15 protein-coding genes and 1 other annotated feature are annotated in these 18,424 nt (G+C 40.1%); of the genes, 13 read left to right on the forward strand and 2 right to left on the reverse strand.

Annotated elements, in window-relative coordinates; all coding sequences use genetic code 11:
* Window positions 1-689: 689 nt before the first annotated feature.
* The gene (locus tag DFO73_RS26065) at window positions 690-1,058 is read right to left on the reverse strand and encodes a hypothetical protein (RefSeq protein WP_110067578.1); all 369 of its coding nucleotides are present in this window, start codon (window positions 1,056-1,058) and stop codon (window positions 690-692) included.
* A gap of 239 nt (window positions 1,059-1,297) precedes the next feature.
* On the opposite strand from DFO73_RS26065, the gene DFO73_RS26070 reads away from it, so the two are divergent.
* From DFO73_RS26070 to DFO73_RS26115, 9 genes are all read left to right on the forward strand, one after another.
* Complete coding sequence (locus tag DFO73_RS26070; RefSeq protein ID WP_110067579.1) at window positions 1,298-2,230, forward strand: beta-ketoacyl-ACP synthase III; 933 nt, start codon at window positions 1,298-1,300, stop codon at window positions 2,228-2,230.
* A gap of 63 nt (window positions 2,231-2,293) precedes the next feature.
* The gene (gene fabF / locus DFO73_RS26075) at window positions 2,294-3,532 is read left to right on the forward strand and encodes a beta-ketoacyl-ACP synthase II (protein ID WP_110067580.1); all 1,239 of its coding nucleotides are present in this window, start codon (window positions 2,294-2,296) and stop codon (window positions 3,530-3,532) included.
* Window positions 3,533-3,825: 293 nt separating this feature from the next.
* Window positions 3,826-4,482: a DUF2268 domain-containing protein gene (locus tag DFO73_RS26080; protein ID WP_110067581.1), complete on the forward strand. Its 657-nt coding sequence runs from the start codon at window positions 3,826-3,828 to the stop codon at window positions 4,480-4,482.
* A gap of 156 nt (window positions 4,483-4,638) precedes the next feature.
* Complete coding sequence (locus tag DFO73_RS26085) at window positions 4,639-5,664, forward strand: ABC transporter ATP-binding protein (protein ID WP_110067582.1); 1,026 nt, start codon at window positions 4,639-4,641, stop codon at window positions 5,662-5,664.
* Window positions 5,664-6,680 carry an ABC transporter ATP-binding protein gene (locus tag DFO73_RS26090; protein ID WP_181396142.1) on the forward strand — a complete coding sequence of 339 codons (1,017 nt, stop codon included), beginning with the start codon at window positions 5,664-5,666 and terminating at the stop codon, window positions 6,678-6,680. Before DFO73_RS26085 ends, DFO73_RS26090 begins: the two co-directional genes overlap by 1 nt.
* Before the next feature lie 35 nt (window positions 6,681-6,715).
* Complete coding sequence (gene opp4A, locus DFO73_RS26095) at window positions 6,716-8,446, forward strand: oligopeptide ABC transporter substrate-binding protein (protein ID WP_110067584.1); 1,731 nt, start codon at window positions 6,716-6,718, stop codon at window positions 8,444-8,446.
* Between the two features lie 96 nt (window positions 8,447-8,542).
* Window positions 8,543-9,508 carry an oligopeptide ABC transporter permease gene (gene opp4B, locus DFO73_RS26100; protein ID WP_110067585.1) on the forward strand — a complete coding sequence of 322 codons (966 nt, stop codon included), beginning with the start codon at window positions 8,543-8,545 and terminating at the stop codon, window positions 9,506-9,508.
* Window positions 9,509-9,520: 12 nt separating this feature from the next.
* Window positions 9,521-10,441, forward strand: a complete 921-nt coding sequence (gene opp4C / locus DFO73_RS26105) for an oligopeptide ABC transporter permease (protein ID WP_110067586.1) — start codon at window positions 9,521-9,523, stop codon at window positions 10,439-10,441.
* Window positions 10,442-11,013: 572 nt separating this feature from the next.
* Window positions 11,014-11,760, forward strand: coding sequence for a YjbA family protein (locus DFO73_RS26115; protein ID WP_110067588.1), 747 nt, complete (start codon window positions 11,014-11,016; stop codon window positions 11,758-11,760).
* A gap of 40 nt (window positions 11,761-11,800) precedes the next feature.
* Here the strand turns inward: DFO73_RS26115 and trpS are convergent, their stop codons facing one another.
* Window positions 11,801-12,790, reverse strand: a complete 990-nt coding sequence (gene trpS / locus DFO73_RS26120) for a tryptophan--tRNA ligase (protein ID WP_110067589.1) — start codon at window positions 12,788-12,790, stop codon at window positions 11,801-11,803.
* A 125-nt stretch (window positions 12,791-12,915) separates the two neighbouring features.
* Window positions 12,916-13,135 (reverse strand) — a binding site (T-box leader).
* A 612-nt stretch (window positions 13,136-13,747) separates the two neighbouring features.
* Between trpS and DFO73_RS26125 the strand changes: the two genes are divergently transcribed.
* From DFO73_RS26125 to DFO73_RS26140, 4 genes are all read left to right on the forward strand, one after another.
* Complete coding sequence (locus DFO73_RS26125; protein WP_110067590.1) at window positions 13,748-15,394, forward strand: peptide ABC transporter substrate-binding protein; 1,647 nt, start codon at window positions 13,748-13,750, stop codon at window positions 15,392-15,394.
* A 95-nt stretch (window positions 15,395-15,489) separates the two neighbouring features.
* The gene (locus DFO73_RS26130; RefSeq protein ID WP_110067591.1) at window positions 15,490-16,425 is read left to right on the forward strand and encodes an ABC transporter permease; all 936 of its coding nucleotides are present in this window, start codon (window positions 15,490-15,492) and stop codon (window positions 16,423-16,425) included.
* Complete coding sequence (locus DFO73_RS26135) at window positions 16,425-17,342, forward strand: ABC transporter permease (protein WP_375137354.1); 918 nt, start codon at window positions 16,425-16,427, stop codon at window positions 17,340-17,342. The genes DFO73_RS26130 and DFO73_RS26135 overlap by 1 nt, the downstream gene beginning before the upstream one ends.
* Before the next feature lie 12 nt (window positions 17,343-17,354).
* The gene (locus DFO73_RS26140) at window positions 17,355-18,422 is read left to right on the forward strand and encodes an ABC transporter ATP-binding protein (RefSeq protein WP_110067593.1); all 1,068 of its coding nucleotides are present in this window, start codon (window positions 17,355-17,357) and stop codon (window positions 18,420-18,422) included.
* The last annotated feature ends 2 nt before the right edge of the window (window positions 18,423-18,424 follow it).

Here is an 18,424-nt window from a genome sequence, read left to right on the forward strand (position 1 = left end):
ACTGTGATATAAATTGAAACGCCGTATACGCGAACCGTACGTACGGTGTTGTGAGAGGGGCGAAAATAATACATTTATTTTCCCTCTACTCGATTGGGGGGGGGTAAGGAGTGTTTAATCGCTGGATAAGCATGTTATAGGAAGAAACCCGCGCACAAAAACACCTATTTAAAAACAGAGAAGGATAATAGCTATATTTTTAAAAGAGTAATCCATGCTGAAAAAATTGTTGATAGGCTTATGGAATCTAAATCGGCTTACAACAAACAAATAATGTGGCCAAACCAGCTTCAAACTCTAAATAAATTAATTTTTGAAAGAAATACACCTTTAGAAAATCAAATTCTCAGTGAATATGGGATAAGTGAAAAAGAGCTTTTAAAAGGGTGCAATGTCATTTCTGCAAATCTTATATCCTTATAAGAAAAAGATGTGAGGTGGTGTTGTACCAAATGTGCAAAGGTTACAAGAACCGCCCATATTCAAGCAATAACCGACTACTTTTTGCTGAACAGCACGCAAATAACAAACAAGAAATGCCGGGACTTCTTAAACCTTAATTCCAGGCATACTGCTTATAGGATCCTAAAGTCTATGAACCTTACTTTTGAAGGACCTTCAAAAACAAGATTTTACTTCAATCAAAATTCCTAACCTAAAAAGATGAAGAGTCTCCTCTTCATCCATCCTCAAACCTTCTTTTTCCAAAACTGTTCTAGGAACGGGCTTGCTTTTTTCAGCAGCGGCTTTAACTGGCTGGCTGAAGTCATTAGTGTGTCAATATTGTTCATAAGTTCCTCATAGTTAATGTTGTTAAGTATATGGTTAACTTTGCCGTTTAAACTGTCATCTTCATGAGGGCGCTGTCTTCCGCCGAACAGCCAGTCTTCATGCTGGTGTTTGTTTCTGCTTTCAGGTTCTTTTTCTATATCTTCTTCACCCTGCAGATCTTCCTCCGGGTGCCTATTTCTTCTGAAATTGGGTCCAAACATAAATTGTGTAAACGGGTCAGTATCTTTTTCATCTTCGTCTTTGCTTTTAAATTCCTCATCAAGCATATCCGATCTTCCTCCTTTCTGATGCCTATATCACAACATATGAAAGAAGCTTCTGGAGCGTATAGACATTTGTGGAGTAAATGGAGGCCATCGTTTAAAAAGTGTTGCGTTTTTATATCTATTTTTGATAAAATTAGTACCAAGTCATAATAATTGATAATAAAATATATTAAATATGCACGATGAATGATTTTTACTTAGTAAATAATAAGGGGAAAACAGAAAGGGAGTGGGGCTCCATGAATGCAGGAATTATTGGGATTGGAAGATATCTGCCTGAAAAAGTGGTGACAAATGCTGACTTGGAAAAAATCGTAGATACTTCAGATGAATGGATTCGAACAAGGACTGGAATTGAAGAAAGAAGAATTGCGGAAGATAACATTGATACATCGGACATGGCTTATGAATCAGCCAAGAATGCCTTAGATAATGCGGGAATTGCAGCTGAGGATTTAGATATGATTCTGGTCGCAACGGTTACTCCGGATCACCCATTTCCTTCTGTTGCCTGCATGTTACAAGAGCGTCTGGGAGCATCCAAGGCAGCGGCAATGGACGTCAGTGCTGCGTGTGCAGGATTCATGTATGGTATCATTACAGGTAAACAGTTTATTGAAACAGGAACATATAAACATGTTTTAATAGTAGGTGTAGAAAAATTATCAAAAATTACTGATTGGAATGACCGGAACACGGCTGTTTTATTTGGTGATGGAGCCGGCGCGGTTGTGCTTAGCCCTGTATCTGATGGAAGGGGCATCCTCTCGTTTGAACTGGGTGCCGATGGAACCGGAGCGAAGCATCTTTATCAGGATGAATATATCATAATGAACGGACGCGAGGTATTTAAATTTGCGGTCCGCCAGATGGGTGAAAGCTGTATTAACGTACTGGATAAAGCAGGGCTTTCAAAAGAAGATGTGGATTTTCTTATCCCGCACCAGGCAAATATCAGAATCATGGAAGCATCCAGGCAAAGGCTTGAACTCCCAGTCGAAAAGATGTCAAAAACCATTCAAAAATACGGAAATACTTCAGCATCTTCAATTCCGATTGCGTTGGTTGAAGAGCTTGAGGCCGGTAAAATTAAAGACGATGATCTGCTTGTGATGGTTGGTTTTGGCGGAGGGTTAACATGGGGCGCCATTGCCATGCGGTGGGGAAGATAAACAAAGCAATATTAAATATTAATAAAACCATTTGATGATATTCTAAAAGGAGCTGCAATCAAAATGGATAAAAGAAGAGTTGTCGTTACAGGCATTGGTGCTGTAACACCACTTGGAAATAATACAGAAACGACATGGAACAATATTAAGTCAGGGGTATCCGGAGTAGGTCCTCTAACAAGATTGAATGCGGAAGAGTATCCAGCCAAAGTGGCTGCAGAAGTAAAGGATTTCAGTCCTGAAGAGTACATGGACAAAAAAGATGCCAGAAAGATGGATCGATTTACACATTATGCTGTTGCCTCTTCATTGATGGCAGTAAAAGACGCCAACCTTCAGATTACAGATGAAAACGCACATCGTATTGGTGTTTGGATCGGTTCCGGAATCGGGGGAATGGAAACCTTTGAAAATCAGTATGAAACGTTTTTAAAACGCGGATACAGAAGGGTTAGCCCGTTTTTTGTACCAATGATGATTCCGGATATGGCTACCGGCCAGGTCTCCATTTACCTTGGGGCAAAAGGATTTAACTCATGTACTGTTACGGCATGTGCAACAGGAACAAACTCGATTGGTGATGCCTTTAAGGTTATTCAACGGGGAGATGCTGATGCGATGATCACTGGCGGAGCAGAAGCGCCAATCACGAAAATGTCTGTGGCAGGATTCTGTGCCAATACTGCTCTATCCACTAATCCTGATCCGAAAACGGCAAGCCGTCCATTCGATCAAAACCGGGACGGATTTGTCATAGGTGAAGGAGCAGGCGTTGTCGTACTTGAGGAATTGGAACATGCACTAGCACGCGGTGCTAAAATCTATGCTGAAATTGTCGGATATGGAGCAACAGGAGATGCCTATCACATCACCGCTCCTGCACCAGGCGGAGAAGGCGGAGCGAGAGCTATGAAAATGGCGATCGAAGACGGCGGCTTAAAGCCGGAGGATATCGACTATATTAATGCTCATGGAACGAGCACAGATTATAATGATAAATTTGAAACATTGGCGATTAAAGAGGTTTTTGGCGAGCATGCCTACAAATTGGCGGTAAGCTCGACTAAATCGATGACAGGCCACCTTCTTGGTGCAGCAGGCGGAATTGAAGCCATTTTTACAGTGCTGGCAATGAGAGAAGGCGTTTTGCCTCCTACGATTAACCTTGAGACACCTGACCCTGAATGTGATCTTGATTATGTGCCAAACAAGTCAAGGGAAAAAGAAATAAAGGCTGCGATGAGCAACTCATTAGGATTTGGCGGCCATAATGCAACGATTGTTTTTAAAAAATATGAGTAATTGAAGAGGCTGACTCAAAAGGTCGTTATATAACGACCTAAATGAGTCAGCTTTTTATTTTACGCAATATTTTATTCCAGCCTTTTTGTATGTCCTCAAAGAACTAAAGTCTGCTCACCTACATAAAATTTTAGGAGGATATCTGAAGTTGGGGGTGGAAAAGTGGGATAGTCGAAACAGATAAATGGCTTGAAGAAAGCTTTAACAATCCTATTGAAATTTGTGAAAAGCTACTCGAATCCTTCAATGAAACGAATTCCCGAAAAATATATCAATACTTAATAAGTTTCGGAATGTATAAGCCTGACCGCAGCAGCAGAAATACTTTCAGGGAATTTAAAGAAAAAGAAACATGGCACCTTGCCGAAAAAATATATTTAAAATATAAGTATAAATGGGCAGGGCCGGAAATTGATGTATACATTTTTCCCGCAGCAGCGGGAGGGCTATTTTCAAGGAAGAACGGAAAATCAGGTGTATCATTTAAAAACATGTTATTTCTATTTTTAACCCCAGACATAGATGAAAAGGAATTGGAGGCTTTATTCGTTCATGAATACCACCATTCCTGCCGGATTAACAGACAGAAAAAAAATTTGGAAGAATATACTTTGCTGGATTCCATTATCCTGGAAGGCTTGGCCGAGCATTCTGTTGAAATAAATGTCGGCAAAGAGTATAGGGGGAAATGGTGCACACAGTATTCAAAAGAAGAAATTGTGCATTTTTGGAGAAAAATACTCAAAGATCAATTAAAAGTGAAAAAGGAGGATAGGCTTCATCAGAAGTTATTATATGGTGAAAAGCCTTATCCGCAATTGCTCGGATATGCAGCCGGCTATGAAATCATAAAAGAGTTCAGAGAGAAAAAAAGCTTTTCTACAAAACTTTCTTTTATTGCGCCATCCGAATATTTTGTAAAACAAACTATATTCAAACTGGATATATAAACGCTTTAAAGCCCTAAAGCTGGGCTTTTTTTCTAGATAAGAATAATGAATCTTAACAAATTTTAAAAAAATCTTGCAATTGTAATAACTTTGTAATAATATTTTAGACAAATAGAACGAATTAACAGAATAATTCGAAAAGGTAAGAGGTGTCCCATGACTGCTAAATCCCATTCACATAAAGACACACCTTTGCTAGAGGTGAAGAATTTAGAAACGGCTTTTTCCATAGATGGTACATATTACAACGCTGTTGATAACGTTTCTTTCCGGGTTAAGCCTAGGCAAATAGTAGGAATCGTAGGGGAATCCGGCTGCGGTAAATCTGTAATGAGTCTTTCAGTCATGCAGCTTCTTCCCAAAGGAATAGGAAAGATTCGAAACGGAGAAATTTTATTTGATGGTGTCCACCTGGAAAATATGACAGATTCAGAGATTAATAAGATTAGGGGCAAGGATATCGCTATGATATTTCAGGAGCCTATGACTTCATTAAACCCGGTATTTTCTATCGGCTTTCAATTACAGGAAGTATTATTCAATCATATGAAAATATCCAAAAAAGAAGCTCGGCTTAAAAGTATTGCACTTTTAAAAAGTGTGGGAATTTCAAGGCCGGAAAAGATTGTTGATGAATATCCGCATCAGCTTTCAGGCGGTATGAGGCAAAGGGTTATGATTGCTATTGCGATTGCGTGCCAGCCAAAGCTGCTGATTGCCGATGAACCGACAACAGCACTGGATGTAACTGTACAAGCCCAAATTTTGGAGCTTTTGAAAGAGATTCAGGAAGTCAATGATATGTCTGTTATTCTGATTACTCATGACCTGGGCGTGGTTGCGGAAATGTGCGATGAAGTAATAGTTATGTATGCAGGGAAAATTGCGGAACGAACAGATGTCGATTCATTATTCCATAACCCGAAACATCCATATACGCAACTCTTAATGGGAGCCATTCCAAAAATGGATGAAGAAGTGGAAACACTCAGCACGATAAAAGGAATTGTGCCTTCATTGAAAAATATGCCTAAAACAGGGTGCAAATTTGCGGCGCGCTGCCCAAAAGCAATGCCTGAATGCGTTACAGTTACACCTCAACTGGCAGAAAATGAAGAAGGACATGAGGTTGCCTGTCTCCTATACGAGACAAGCCGCCCGAAAACAGGGGTGAACGCATAATGAGAACAGGACTTAATAATTCTGCTGTTTTAAAAAAGGATAAAAGCAACAACGAAATGCTTCTTGAGGTTAAAAACCTTAAAACGTACTACCCGATAAAGGGTGGAATCCTCAGAAGGACGGTGGCAGTGGTTAAGGCAGTTGATGATGTTTCTTTTGAAATAAGAAAAGGGGAAACACTAGGGCTTGTAGGTGAATCAGGCTGTGGAAAATCAACAACAGGCAGAACGATACTTAGACTGCTTGAGCCTACTGAAGGACAAATCATTTTTAACGGGCAGGATATAACGAATGTCAGAGGAACAAGTTTAAGGAAAATCCGCCAGGACTTCCAAATGGTTTTCCAGGATCCTTATGCATCATTAAACCCTATGATGATGGTTGGGCATCTGGTTTCTGAGCCGATCAGAAATTATAACAATAAATCTGAAAAAGAACTGAAGCCTGAAGTATTGGATCTTCTTGCAAAAGTTGGACTTCCTGAAGATGCATATTATAAATATCCGCATGAATTCTCCGGCGGACAAAGGCAGCGTATCGGGATTGCCAGGGCACTGGCTTTAAGGCCTAAGCTAATTATCGCAGATGAACCGGTTTCAGCCCTGGATGTATCTGTCCAGTCGCAAGTTTTGAATCTATTAAAAGAGCTTCAGGATGAATTCGATCTTACTTTCTTATTTATCGCCCATGATCTGAGTGTTGTAAAACACATGAGCGACCGGATCGGTGTAATGTACTTGGGCGGCCTGGTTGAAGTGGCTGAGAAAGATAGCATTTATGCTGAGCCGCTTCACCCATATACTCAAGCACTTATTTCTGCGATCCCTGAGCCGGATCCGCGCAAAAAGAAAGAAAGAATCATATTAGAGGGTGATGTTCCGAGCCCGATCGATCCTCCAAAAGGATGCACATTCCATCCGCGCTGCGCGCATGCAATGCCGGAGTGCCAGAATGTAAAACCGCAATTAAAGGAGGTGAAGCCTGGGCATAGAGTCGCTTGTCACTTATATAAATAAGGCTTTGTCAAAAAATATTATTCGGGGGGAAAACAATGAAGAAATCAGCATTTTGGCTTCTTTCTGTTCTTCTGGTCATGTCTGTATTCCTGGCAGCATGTTCCGGCGGAGAGAAAGCTAACACTGAAAAAGAACCAGCAGATGACGGAGAAAAGGCGTCAGGTGAAATAAAAGAAGGCGGAACAGTAACTTTTGGTTATACACAGCCATTTAAAGGCGTTCTCTCTTATGCTTATTATGAAGGGGAAGACGATGTAAACGCGCTTCAGTTTATGCATGAAGCTTTGCTAAAAACAAATGATGAGCTCCAGCCTGAACCAAATTTGGCTGACTATGAGCTTTCTGAAGACAAGACAAAATTAACTTTTAAGATCAAGCAAGGTGTGAAATGGCATGATGGCGAAGAGCTGACTGCTGAGGATATGGAATATGCATGGTACTTAATTGCTGATCCAACTTATGAAGGAGCTCGATTTGCTAACGTAGCAATGATCAAAGGTGCTCAAGAGTACAAAGATGGAAAAGCTGACACAATCGAAGGTATCAAGGTAATAGATGATTACACAGTAGAAGTAACAGTAACAGAACCATCTGTTAACTTATTAGATAATATTTGGGTTTATCCTGAGCCAAAGCACTATTATGGTGATATTTCTTCTAAAGAGCTACCAGACTCCGATCAAATTCGTAAGGCTCCAATCGGTGTAGGTCCTTTTAAAGTGAAAAACATCGTACCTGGTGAAATGATTGAATTTGAGCGTTTTGATGATTACTGGCAAGGCAAGCCACAATTAGATGGCGTTGTTTACAAAATCATTGATGGATCGCTTGCGCAAGGCTTAGTGCAGAACGGAGAAATCGATGTTATCGAAGCTCCAAAAGATCAGTGGGAAGCAATTAAAGCTCTTGATAATGTTAATCCGGTAGAAGCAGATGCAATGTCTTACAGCTACATTGGCTTTGACTGGGGTCACTATGATACTAAAAAAGGTGTTGTAGTGTCTGATAACAAAAAATTCCAAAACAAAAACCTTCGCCATGCAATGGCACATGCTATTGACCGTCAAGCATTCATCGATGGTTTTGCAAACGGCTTAGGAAAACCGTTAAATACTCCATTCCCATCCGTATCGTGGGCAAAGATTGACGACTCTGAAATCAATCAGTATGAGTATGATGTAGAAAAAGCAAAGAAATTACTTGACGAAGCAGGATATGTTGACAAAGACGGCGACGGCTTCCGTGAAGATCCAGAAGGAAATCCATTCACAATCAACTTCGATGCAATGGCTGGAGCTGAAACTTCCGAAGCACGTGCTCAATTCATTCTTCAATCTTGGCAGGAAATTGGCCTAAATGCGAAACTTAACGGCGGTTCATTAAAAGACTTTAACCTATTCTATGACAGTATTGAAGCAGATGATCCATCTGTTGAAACATTCATGGGTGCATGGGGACTCGCTGCAGATCCGGATCCAGCTGGAATCTGGTTATCTACTGATAAGTGGAACATGTGGAGATGGTACAGCGAAGAGTCAGATGAGCTAATTAAGAAGGGTGTAACATTCCCTGAAGATTCCAGCAAAGATGTAACTGAACACCGTCAGGAAATCTATAACGAATGGCAAAAGCTTGTTAACGAAGAATTGCCAATCATCTTCTTTGAACAGCGAATTGATCCATGGGCAATTAACAAGCGTGTTGGCGGAGTTAAAGTAACTCCATTTGGAACTGATGAGTTCCATAAGTGGCACATTGTAGAGTAATAGGATTAATGGAAACTGCTTCATTGGGGGATATTTCCCCCAATGATTGCTAGTTTATCCAACGAATAAATTTTTGTTTGGTAAGGGGAATGGAAAATGCTACAGTACACAATTCGACGGCTTATAGGTATGATTCCAATAATTTTCCTTATCTCAGTAGTGGTATTTTCTTTGGCCAAGTTAATGCCTGGAGATGCCCTATCTGGAAAAATAGACCCTCTAAATTCAGATCCTGAGTATATTGAAGAAATGCGGGATAAGATGGGTTTAAATGACCCTATTCCTGTACAGTATGTCCGCTGGATGAGTGGAGTGGTTCAAGGGGATTTTGGAGATTCATTTGTTCATAAGCGACCGGTTATGGAACTAATTGGAGATCGTTTGCCGAACACAATTATTTTAGGAATAGCAGCTCTTTTAATCACTTATATATTGGCTTTTCTAATGGGAAGATACTCTGGGCGTTTTGCCTATAGCATCGGAGATTACTTAATATCGGCATTTAATTATCTTGCACTTGCAATACCAAGCTTTGTTGCAGCTTTAGTTGCCATTTATGTTTTTGCCATAAATCTAGGATGGGTTCCTGCCAGCGGAAGTATCGGCAGCGGGGTGGAACCAGGAACATTAGAATACTACTTAAGTAAAGCAAAACATACAGTATTGCCGGCTCTTGTATTAGGCGCCATGGCTACAGCCGCCTATACACAATTTTTGAGAAATGATATGATCGAAAGCTCTCGCAAAGATTATGTTCGTACTGCAAGAGCTAAAGGTACGAAGGAATCTGCGATTTATAATAAGCACATTTTAAGAAATTCAATCATACCTATTGTTACATTGCTTGGATTCGATATTGCCAATCTATTTGGAGGGGCAATTATTACCGAAACCATTTTCACATACCCTGGCATCGGCTATTTATTCGTAGAGTCAGTTAACGCACGTGATTATTCTGTTATGATGGCCATTGCCATGATGTTGACCATTTTAACGTTAATTGGAAATTTAATTGCAGATTTACTTTATGGTTTAGTAGATCCGCGTATCCGTTTAAGTTAGGTAGGTGAGAGTATGGAACCTTCAATTTCACAGCAAACTTCGCCTGGTTTAGTAGAACCTGTTAAACCGCCGAAGAGTCAATCACCATGGGCTCTCGCCCGCCGTAAGTTTTTGCGCAATAAAATAGCAATGGTCAGCTTGGCCTTTTTGCTAATTGTCTGTGCAATGTCCATATTGGCTGAGCCGCTAACTATGCCGGTTGAGGAGACAGCTAAGATCAATTTAACACAAATGAGTAAAGAGCCGTCTGCCGAGCATTTTTTCGGTACAGATAAATCTGGTCGGGATGTATTTGCCCGTACTTTACACGGCGGCAAAACTTCACTATTGCTAGCATTTTCAATCACGATTTCAGTTATTACAATTGGTACGCTTGTAGGTGCCACTGCGGGATATTTTGGCGGTTGGGTCGATAATGCCCTCATGAGATTCACAGACTTTATGATGAACTTTCCGTTCCTTCTATTTGTTATCGTATTAAAATCAATTTTTATCGAATCAAGTACAGGAACCCTTATATTTGTAATCAGTGTGCTCAGCTGGACCGGTACTGCCCGTCTGGTGCGAAGCAAGGTTATGGCAGAGAAAGAAAATGAATACATTATGAGTGCAGTCTCGATCGGATGTTCGGCACCCAAAACAATCTTTAAGCATCTGCTGCCCAATGTAATGTCAACCATTATTGTACAGGCAACGATTACATTGGCAGCGATGATAGTGGCTGAGACAGGACTAAGCTTCTTGGGATTTGGTGTTCCAATCAACATTCCAACCTGGGGTAATATGCTTCAGGAAGCCAGAAGTCCTGATGTATTAACAAGCAAATGGTGGATATGGATTCCGCCGGCAGCCGTTTTAACATTCACTATTCTCTCCATTAACTTTATTGGTGAAGGCTTAAAGGATGCCTTCAACCCTAAATCGAACCGTTAATAAAAGCAAAAAACGCCATAGTGTGGCGTTTTTTTTGTCGTATAAATGTTTTCTAATCCTGGTAACTGTCTAGTTCCAAGAAGTAAGGCTTCGTTAGAATAACCATGCTCCTCCAAGTAGGGGGTGCCAAATCGTCTCCGGTTTTCGGATAGCTTGTACATAACCGATCAAGTTCTTTCATATATATATTTTTAAAAGGACAAGGCAAGGAGTGGGTTCATGGCAGCTTTAATACAATTTAGGGCTCACAGAATAGTGATACGATATGCTATTTAGAGCGTTTTTGCTATTGACCGGTTTCGGAATTGCGGTCTCAGGCGGTGTCAGCGTTATAGCGTATTTAAATTTGCTTGCTACGGGACATGCCTTTAAGGAATATTTGCATTTTATTTCTTCCCGGCCAGAATGTTATCTGCTGCCAGCAGGCATGTTAATCATTTGGATAAGTATTTACTTTCCTTTTGACAGTAATAAAGGATAAAAAAATGGATTCTGAATGTAATTAAGGAATAAATTTACTGCAGACTGCCCATACTGAGTGACAAACAGTTTGTTGAAGTGGGGGTTTAAAAATGTTATATCTTCATGATGTTTGGGTGAACTGGTTTGAAGGGGAAGAAAATGGATACAATGTGTGCCATTTTCACGAATGGAGAAAAGATGATGGCGTTGAATTGCTTGACCAGGTACCGTTATTAAAGATTGACCCGATTTTGTTTAATTACATTGAAAATGATCTTTCAGAGCTGCCACAACAACTGCTTGATGACATCTATCAAAAGGCTTATTTAAGGAAAAACCATGAGAGAATCCAATTGGAATACTGCTTTGTTGTATCAGATGGGACAGGCATCCTGGCTGTAGACACAATAGGCTATAACATTCCAATCAGAAAGAGCAGACTGATTCCTCGCCAGGAACAGCTTGCCTATGAAATGCTGGATAATCAAGAAACGAAAAACTACTCATTTAATGACCAAACAGCACTAAAGGATTTTCATATTCTTTCACCATCCCCTGATCTTATGATGGGGCTTACCAGAAAAGAAAGACAGCTGAAACAATTGCTCTTTATGGCCCTTGATCAGCTGCATTCCTCAAAGAATGATGCTGAAGTTCGCTACTGGTACACCGAATGGAGTCCAGAACGGTATTCAAAAATCCAGTCATTAAATTTTGAAGAAGCGTGGTATGAACTGTACGAGGAAAGCAAATATGGCTGGTCAAGCAAGCATGAACATTTTTGTGAGAATTTGATTAAAGGGCAGCCATTTTTTGAAAAATTATGGGAAATGGAGCACGGTCCAAAGGTGAATTAGAGTTTTTCAATAAATAAAAAAACAGCCAAATGGCTGTTTTTTATTTTCTTTTCCGTCCAAGTCCAATGGCATTTTCCATTTTCCCGACCATTTTATTAGCGACTTTACGTGCTTTTTCAGCTCCCTGATCAAGTATATCATCAAGTTCTTGCGACTCCATTAGCTCATAATATTTATCCTGGATTGGCTTAATCGTATGAATGACGACTTCTGCCAGACCTGCTTTGAAGTCTCCATAGCCCTTGCCTTCGTATACATTTTCTATTTCCGCTACCGGTTTACCCGAAAGAATGGAGTATATTGAAAGAAGATTGGAAACTCCCGGCTTATTTTCCTTGTCATACTTAACGATTCCTTCTGAATCAGTAACTGCGCTTTTAATTTTCTTTTCGATTTGTTTAGGGTCATCCAATAGTGAAATAAATGACTTTTTATTAGGGTCAGATTTGCTCATTTTCTTTAATGGATCCTGAAGCGACATAACCCGGGCGCCCACTTTAGCGATTCTTACATCAGGAATAGTAAAGATATCATTGTATTTCTTATTGAATCTTTCTGCTAAATCACGCGTCAATTCCAAGTGCTGTTTTTGATCTTCTCCTACAGGCACTAAATCAGTGTTGTATAAAAGGATATCAGCAGCCATAAGTGGCGGATAAGTAAGCAATCCAGCAGAGACGGCATCCTTTCCTTCAGACTTATCCTTAAACTGGGTCATGCGCTCAAGCTCTCCGATATAGGAAACGCATTGCATCATCCAACCAGCCTGGGCATGTGCAGGAACCTCTGATTGGATAAATAATGTTGATTTATCAGGATCAATCCCCACTGCCAAGTAGAGGGCAGCAAGACTGCGGATGTTCTTTCTTAATTCGAGCCTGTCTTGGGGAACTGTTATCGCATGCTGGTCAACAATACAAAAATAACAGTTGTACTCATTTTGCAATTCAACAAATTGCTTCATGGCACCAATGTAATTTCCGAGGGTAATCGTCCCGCTCGGCTGGATGCCGGAAAAGATGGTTTTCATGTTTTTCCTCCTTTATTCGGCTGAAAAAAGCACTAAATTTAACAGGGTGAAGAAGTGCCATATATTGAAAGCATTTACATATTATGCTTAAAATAAGCACAAAAAAGACCATTCATCCCTAAAAAAATAGGGACGAATGGTCCGCGTTGCCACCCTAATTACTCAATATGAGTCACTCTGTCCTATGCATGTTTCATGCATAGATCCTCGATAACGAGAGGACACGCCTGAAAAAATTCAGAAGGCTCAAAAGTCCATTCAATTTACCGGGTTTCCTGTTTTCACCAGCCACAGGATCTCTGCCAACCCTAAGTAAATTTACTACTCTTTTTTCATTGCCGATTTCAAATAAATTTTATTGTTATTATATAATAAAATATACTACTGAGATACAAAAATCAAGTAAATAAGCAGGGAAAACCCTGATCTGGGAACTGGATTGAAGCGAAAAATTGGTAAAAAATAGTCATATTCACCATTGAAAGAACTCATTAAATGATAATTTTAAAAAATTTTTTAAAATCTTAAAAATCTTAATTTATAAGACTTTTAAGCTAAAAATAAAATGCTAGATTGAATTCAAGCCATTAAAAGCTACTTGCAATAAGTTTTTAAACTATTTATAATAAACGTAACAAACATATTCTTTACGTTTTTGTAACATTTAAAACAAAACTATATCACTCCGGGTAGCGAGAGTATGGTACATAATGAGTAAGTTTATAGCTTACATATTGAGGATTTATTCTTTTGTGCTGAATTTTCAGAATAAAGGGATAATCTATCTTTAAGAGAATATAAACTTACTTTTTTTGTTGCCTTCTAAATAGTCTGCAAATTTTTGCAAGTTGAATTAACAGACTATTTAAGCAATATACCTGGGGCGTACAGTTGTGTTTTAAATTAGGGACATCCGTAAAGGTATTGTTTGAGGAAATTATATAGGGGGTTAAAACCGTGAACAAAAGATTATCGATCTTTTTTAGCATGCTGCTAGTGCTTAGCATGTTCCTTGCTGCGTGCAACGGCGGAGGAGACAATGCTGATGGCGGCGACAAAGGCGGCGATGACGGCGGAAAGTCTGACGTACCGCAGGAATTAAGAGTAAATATCAATACTGAACCACCTTCATTAAACCCAGGTTTAGCTGAAGACTCTACATCTGGAACTGTGCTTCGTCAGGTTCTTGAAGGTTTAACTCGTATTGGTCAAGACGGAAAGCCTGAAAATGCAATGGCTGAAGATGTTCAAATTTCTGAAGACCAAAAGACTTACACTTTCAAAATCCGTGATGCAAAATGGTCAAATGGTGACCCTGTAACAGCAAAAGATTTTGAATATGCATGGAAATGGGCGCTTGATCCAGCGAATAATTCAACATATGCATACCAGCTTTACTATATCGAAGGTGCTGAAGCTGCCAACACTGGCGAAGGCTCACTGGATGCTGTAGGAGTTAAAGCTGTTGATGACAAAACTCTTGAAGTTAAATTAGTAAACCCAACTCCATATTTCTTGGAATTGACAGCTTTCTATACTTACCTGCCAGTTAACAGCAAAATTGCCGAATCAAATCCAGAGTGGGCAACAGATGCTGGTGAAAACTTTACAACTAACGGACCTTTCCATATGACTGAATGGTCTCACAGTGACAAAATTGTCCTGGAAAAGAGCGAAACTTACTGGGATGCTGAAGCAGTTAAGCTAGACAAGATTGAAATGATCATGATCAATGATCCAAACACTGAGTTATCAATGTTTGACAATGGTGAATTAGATTGGGCTGGAGCTCCAACTGGTGCCCTTCCAACTGATGCTATGCAGGCTCTTAAAGATGAAGGCCGCTTAGTAACACAGCCAATCGCAGGTATCTATAACTACAAGTTCAATACAACTGTTGAGCCTTTTAACAACGTTAATATCCGTAAAGCATTTGCACATGCAATCAACCGTCAGGAAATCATTGACAACATCCTTCAGGGCGAGCAGCTTCCAGCTATGGCAATTGTTCCTCCATCAATGTTCGAAGAGAACAAAGAGGGATACTTCCCTGACAATGATGTAGAGAAAGCAAAAGAATTCTTGCAAAAAGGTTTAGAAGAGCTTGGATACAAAGATGCTTCTGAACTTCCTGCTGTAACTCTTTCTTATAACACATCTGAAGCACACCAAAAGATTGCCCAGGCAATCCAGGATATGTGGAAGCAAAACCTTGGTGTTGAAGTAACTCTTGATAACGCTGAGTGGAATGTTTTCCTTGATAAAGTTAACACAATGGATTACCAAGTAGCTCGTATGGGCTGGTTGGGTGACTTTAACGATGCAATGAACTTCCTAGAAATGTATCGTGACGCTGATGGCGGAAACAATAATACTGGCTGGGAGAGCAAAGAGTTCCAGGATCTGCTTGCTAAATCTGCAACTGAAACTGACCCTGAAGCCCGCCAGCAATTATTAAAAGATGCAGAAGCAATCTTCATGGAAGATATGCCTGTAGCTCCAATCTACTTCTACACTAATAACTGGGTACAAGCTGAAAACTTAAAAGACGTTGTTGTATCCGGACTTGGTGATGTCCAGTACAAGTGGGCATACTTTGAATAAAAAATAGCTAACTTAACGAAAGGTATATGGGATATTTAATCCCATATACCTTCGTTTCTGATTAAGGCATTGTAATAAATTGGAGGTGTTTGACAATGGCGAAATATATTGGAAAACGCTTACTGTACATGCTCCTGTCTTTATGGATGATCGTTACAGCAACGTTTTTCTTCATGCGCATTGCACCCGGAAACCCTTTTGCATCAGAAAAAAAACTTCCTCCCGAAATTGAAGCTAACCTGAATGCCCACTTTGGGTTGGACAAGCCATGGTATGCGCAGTACTGGGAGTATTTAGTTAGAATTGTCAATTGGGATTTCGGCCCATCATTTAAGTATAAAAGCCAAACTGTTAACGATTTAATTAATGAAGGCTTCCCTGTATCTTTCTTACTTGGGATGGAAGCCATTTTTATTGCCGTTGCGGTTGGAGTTCTATTAGGTATCATCGCAGCATTAAAGCATAATAGATGGCCGGACTACACAGCAATGATTGTTGCTGTTTTAGGTATCTCTGTTCCTTCCTTTATAATGGCATCATTCCTGCAGTATTTCCTAGCTATTAAAATGGGAATCTTCCCAGTTGCACGTTGGGAATCGTTCATGCACAGTGTCCTTCCTGCATTGGCACTTGCTTCAACACCGATGGCATTCATTGCCCGTTTAACACGTTCAAGCATGCTTGAGGTACTGGCAAATGATTATATTAAAACAGCAAAATCCAAAGGATTAAGCAGTGGAGTAATTACAGTAAAGCATACAATCCGTAACGCACTATTACCAGTTGTAACATATATGGGGCCGTTGACTGCCGGTATATTGACAGGAAGCTTCGTAATTGAAAAAATATTTGGTATTCCTGGGCTAGGTGCACACTTTGTAACAAGTATTAACAACCGTGACTATACGGTAATTATGGGTGTAACAGTTTTCTACAGTATTCTGTTGCTTGTATCTATTCTCCTTGTTGACATTGCATACGGAATCATCGACCCACGCATAAAACTTGCTGGCGGGAAGAAAGGAGAGTAATTATGCAGATTTCAAAAGATAAGTTTAAGTTAGTCGGTACGCAGCTAAGTGAAGCTGAAAAAATTTCAAAACCAAGTCTTTCATTTTGGAAAGATGTTTTTATCCGATTCCGAAAAAACAAGCTCGCTTTGTTTGGATTAGTTTTACTTGGATTACTAATCTTCATGGCGATCTTTGGACCATATATGACTCCATATGATTATGCATCCAATGATCTTGGCAATAAAAACCAGCCTCCATCTTCTGAACATTGGTTTGGTACAGATGATCTCGGACGTGATGTATTTGCACGTACATGGGAGGGTGCAAGGATTTCAATCTTTATCGGTGTAGCTGCCGCGCTGATTGATTTGATTATTGGTGTAATCTGGGGTGGTATCGCTGGATATAAAGGCGGGCGTACAGATGAATTTATGATGCGTTTTGCCGATATCCTTTACGGTGTTCCATATCTTCTATTAGTTATTCTATTAATGGTTGTTCTTGGCCAGGGTCTGACTACAATGATCATTGCGATGTCGATTACAGGCTGGATCAACATGTCCCGTATTGTCCGTGGACAGGTATTATCGCTTAAGAGCCAGGAATATGTGCTTGCAGCCAAAACACTTGGCGCCAATACTAATCGTATAATGAGTAAACACTTAATTCCAAACTCAATGGGACCTATTCTGGTTACAATGACTTTAACTGTCCCTTCTGCAATATTTACTGAAGCATTCTTAAGCTTTCTGGGACTTGGATTGACTCCGCCGCTTGCCAGCTGGGGAACAATGGCCAATGATGGTCTGCCGGCGATGCGTTATTATCCATGGCGTTTATTCTTCCCTGCTACATTTATCTGTCTAACGATCTTCGCTTTCAACGTAGTTGGCGACGGATTACGTGATGCTTTAGATCCAAGAATGCGGAAATAAAGGAGTGAGAATATGGAAAAATTACTAGAAGTCAAAAATTTAGAAGTCTCATTCCAAACCTATGGAGGTACAGTAAAAGCAGTCCGTGGTGTCAGCTTTGACCTTCATAAGGGAGAGACGCTTGCCATCGTTGGTGAATCAGGTTCAGGCAAAAGTGTTACTTCCCAGTCAATTATGAAGTTAATACCTATGCCACCAGGCCAAATTTCCGGCGGCCAGATTTTATTAAATGGTGACGATATAGTACCAAAAACCGAAAAACAAATGGAAAAAATACGTGGTAAAGAAATCAGTATGATATTCCAGGATCCTATGACATCTCTGAACCCGACGATGAAAATAGGGAACCAGATAACAGAAGGCTTAATAAAGCACCAAAATATGTCTAAGCAGGATGCCAGGAATAGAGCAATTGAACTTCTTCGCCTAGTTGGTATTCCGATGCCTGAAAAAAGGGTAAACCAATATCCTCATGAATTCTCAGGCGGTATGAGACAGCGTGCCATGATTGCGATCGCTCTTGCAGCTAATCCAAAGCTTTTAATCGCCGATGAACCAACAACTGCGCTTGATGTTACAATCCAGGCACAAATTCTTGAACTGATGAAGGATCTTCAAAGCAAAATGGATACTTCCATCATTTTTATTACCCATGACCTTGGGGTCGTAGCCAATGTCGCAGATCGGGTTGCTGTAATGTACGCTGGACAAATTGTTGAGATGGGTACAGTAGATGAAATATTCTATGACCCGCGCCACCCATATACATGGGGCCTGCTAGCTTCCATGCCGAGTGTGGATAGTGATGATTCAGCTGAGTTGGCTGCCATTCCTGGTACTCCTCCGGATTTAACAAATCCTCCAAAAGGAGACGCGTTTGCTGCAAGAAATAGCTATGCACTTGCAATTGATTTTGAAGAAGAGCCGCCAATGTTCCAAATATCTGAAACTCATTTTGCAAAAACATGGCTTCTTCATCCGGATGCTCCTAAAGTTGAGCCGCCTGAAGCTGTAAAGAAACGTATGCGCCAATTATCCTCCACATTTGAAAAGCCAATATTAGTGAAGGAGGGTAAATAATC

The organism is Cytobacillus oceanisediminis, from assembly GCF_003182355.1.
In the GTDB taxonomy this organism is placed as follows: Bacteria; Bacillota; Bacilli; order Bacillales; family Cytobacillaceae; genus Cytobacillus; species Cytobacillus oceanisediminis_A.

Excerpts from the sequence above, each read along its gene's own strand:
- DFO73_RS26115 (WP_110067588.1), top strand. The coding sequence starts at position 11,014 with ATGTTATATCTTCATGATGTTTGGGTGAACTGGTTTGAAGGGGAAGAA.
- DFO73_RS26085 (WP_110067582.1), top strand. The coding sequence starts at position 4,639 with ATGACTGCTAAATCCCATTCACATAAAGACACACCTTTGCTAGAGGTG.
- trpS (WP_110067589.1), bottom strand. The coding sequence starts at position 12,790 with ATGAAAACCATCTTTTCCGGCATCCAGCCGAGCGGGACGATTACCCTC.
- opp4C (WP_110067586.1), top strand. The coding sequence starts at position 9,521 with ATGGAACCTTCAATTTCACAGCAAACTTCGCCTGGTTTAGTAGAACCT.
- DFO73_RS26065 (WP_110067578.1), bottom strand. The coding sequence starts at position 1,058 with ATGCTTGATGAGGAATTTAAAAGCAAAGACGAAGATGAAAAAGATACT.
- DFO73_RS26130 (WP_110067591.1), top strand. The coding sequence starts at position 15,490 with ATGGCGAAATATATTGGAAAACGCTTACTGTACATGCTCCTGTCTTTA.
- opp4A (WP_110067584.1), top strand. The coding sequence starts at position 6,716 with ATGAAGAAATCAGCATTTTGGCTTCTTTCTGTTCTTCTGGTCATGTCT.
- DFO73_RS26070 (WP_110067579.1), top strand. The coding sequence starts at position 1,298 with ATGAATGCAGGAATTATTGGGATTGGAAGATATCTGCCTGAAAAAGTG.
- DFO73_RS26080 (WP_110067581.1), top strand. The coding sequence starts at position 3,826 with ATGTATAAGCCTGACCGCAGCAGCAGAAATACTTTCAGGGAATTTAAA.
- opp4B (WP_110067585.1), top strand. The coding sequence starts at position 8,543 with ATGCTACAGTACACAATTCGACGGCTTATAGGTATGATTCCAATAATT.
- fabF (WP_110067580.1), top strand. The coding sequence starts at position 2,294 with ATGGATAAAAGAAGAGTTGTCGTTACAGGCATTGGTGCTGTAACACCA.
- DFO73_RS26140 (WP_110067593.1), top strand. The coding sequence starts at position 17,355 with ATGGAAAAATTACTAGAAGTCAAAAATTTAGAAGTCTCATTCCAAACC.
- DFO73_RS26090 (WP_181396142.1), top strand. The coding sequence starts at position 5,664 with ATGAGAACAGGACTTAATAATTCTGCTGTTTTAAAAAAGGATAAAAGC.